Source organism: Pseudoalteromonas sp. S558, assembly GCF_005886635.1.
In the GTDB taxonomy this organism is placed as follows: Bacteria; Pseudomonadota; Gammaproteobacteria; order Enterobacterales; family Alteromonadaceae; genus Pseudoalteromonas; species Pseudoalteromonas aliena.
This window is the reverse complement of the sequence record NZ_PNDU01000372.1, coordinates 1-569: the sequence shown is the minus strand read 5'-3', so window position 1 is coordinate 569 and position 569 is coordinate 1. Positions and strand designations below refer to the sequence as shown.

Here is a 569-nt window from a genome sequence, read left to right as displayed (position 1 = left end):
TAACGTGTGGTGCGGTGATGTGACGTATATTTGGACGGGCAATCGCTGGGCTTATTTAGCCGTCGTTATTGATTTATTTGCACGCAAAGTGGTTGGCTGGGCAATGTCGTTATCACCAGATACTAATTTAACGCTAAAAGCGCTTGAACTCGCGTATGAAAGCAGAGGAAAACCGACAGGACTGATGTTTCACTCTGACCAAGGTAGTCATTATACAAGTTTAAAATATCGCCAACGTTTATGGCGCTATAAAATCACACAAAGTATGAGCAGGCGTGGAAACTGTTGGGATAATGCGCCAATGGAGCGGTTTTTTAGAAGCTTTAAGACGGAATGGATGCCAAAGAGTGGATATGGAAATTTTATAGACGCTAAATATAGCGTGAGTGATTACATAAATGGATATTACAATAATGTTAGGCCGCATCATTATAATGCCGGTTTAGCGCCAAATGAATCTGAGGTCAGATACAAAGATTCTAAAACTGTGGCCAAATTTTATTGACCACTACACATATACTTCATGATGTAGATGAGTGGTCATTGTCTCCAGTAAGTGAGGAACAAAA

The 569-nt window shown here is 40.4% G+C and carries 1 protein-coding gene; it reads left to right on the top strand.

From position 1 onward, the window contains the following. Positions 1-505: IS3 family transposase (locus tag CWB66_RS19540; RefSeq protein WP_138586663.1), on the top strand; the 505-nt coding region annotated here is incomplete at its 5' end. Positions 506-569 lie beyond the last annotated feature (64 nt).